At 54.2% G+C, this 528-nt stretch carries 1 protein-coding gene; it reads right to left on the bottom strand.

Translation table 11 applies throughout. The annotated features are described in order from the left end of the window. The coding region (locus tag IE074_RS14740; protein ID WP_189386200.1) for an IS256 family transposase at positions 1-528 on the bottom strand (528 nt) is incomplete at both ends.

Below are 528 nucleotides of genomic sequence, written 5' to 3'. Positions count from 1 at the left end.
GCATTGGTGGTGTAAATGGCTTTTCGAATGTCCTCCGGATAGCGAAACAGGGTGTTCAGGTTCGGCCAGTGGGCACGCCAGCTACGGCTGATCTGTGGGTATTTGTCATCCCATTGCTGCGCAAACAGCTCCAGTTCTCGCAAGGCTTCCTGCTCAGTGGCAGACTGGTAAATACGCTTGAGCCCGGCAGCAACTGCCTTGTAGTCCTTGTAGGGCACGTACTTCATCGCGTTGCGTACCATATGAACAATGCACAGCTGGATTTGGGTCTGCGGATACGCGGCACTGATCGCATCCGGGAAGCCTTTGAGCCCATCCACGCAGGCAATGAGGATGTCTTTGACGCCACGGTTTTGCAACTCCGTGAGCACGCCTAACCAGAACTTGGCACCCTCGTTCTCCGACAGCCACATGCCCAACAACTCCTTATGGCCTTCTAAATTGACCCCCAGCGCCAGATAGAGGGCTTTGTTGATGACTTGCTTGTCCTGTCGGATCTTGACCACAATGCAGTCCAGATAGACGATC

Source organism: Advenella faeciporci, from assembly GCF_014652395.1.
GTDB classification, from domain to species: Bacteria; Pseudomonadota; Gammaproteobacteria; order Burkholderiales; family Burkholderiaceae_B; genus Advenella; species Advenella faeciporci.
Note: the sequence above shows the minus strand (reverse complement) of the source record. Positions and strands in the feature narration are given on the sequence as shown.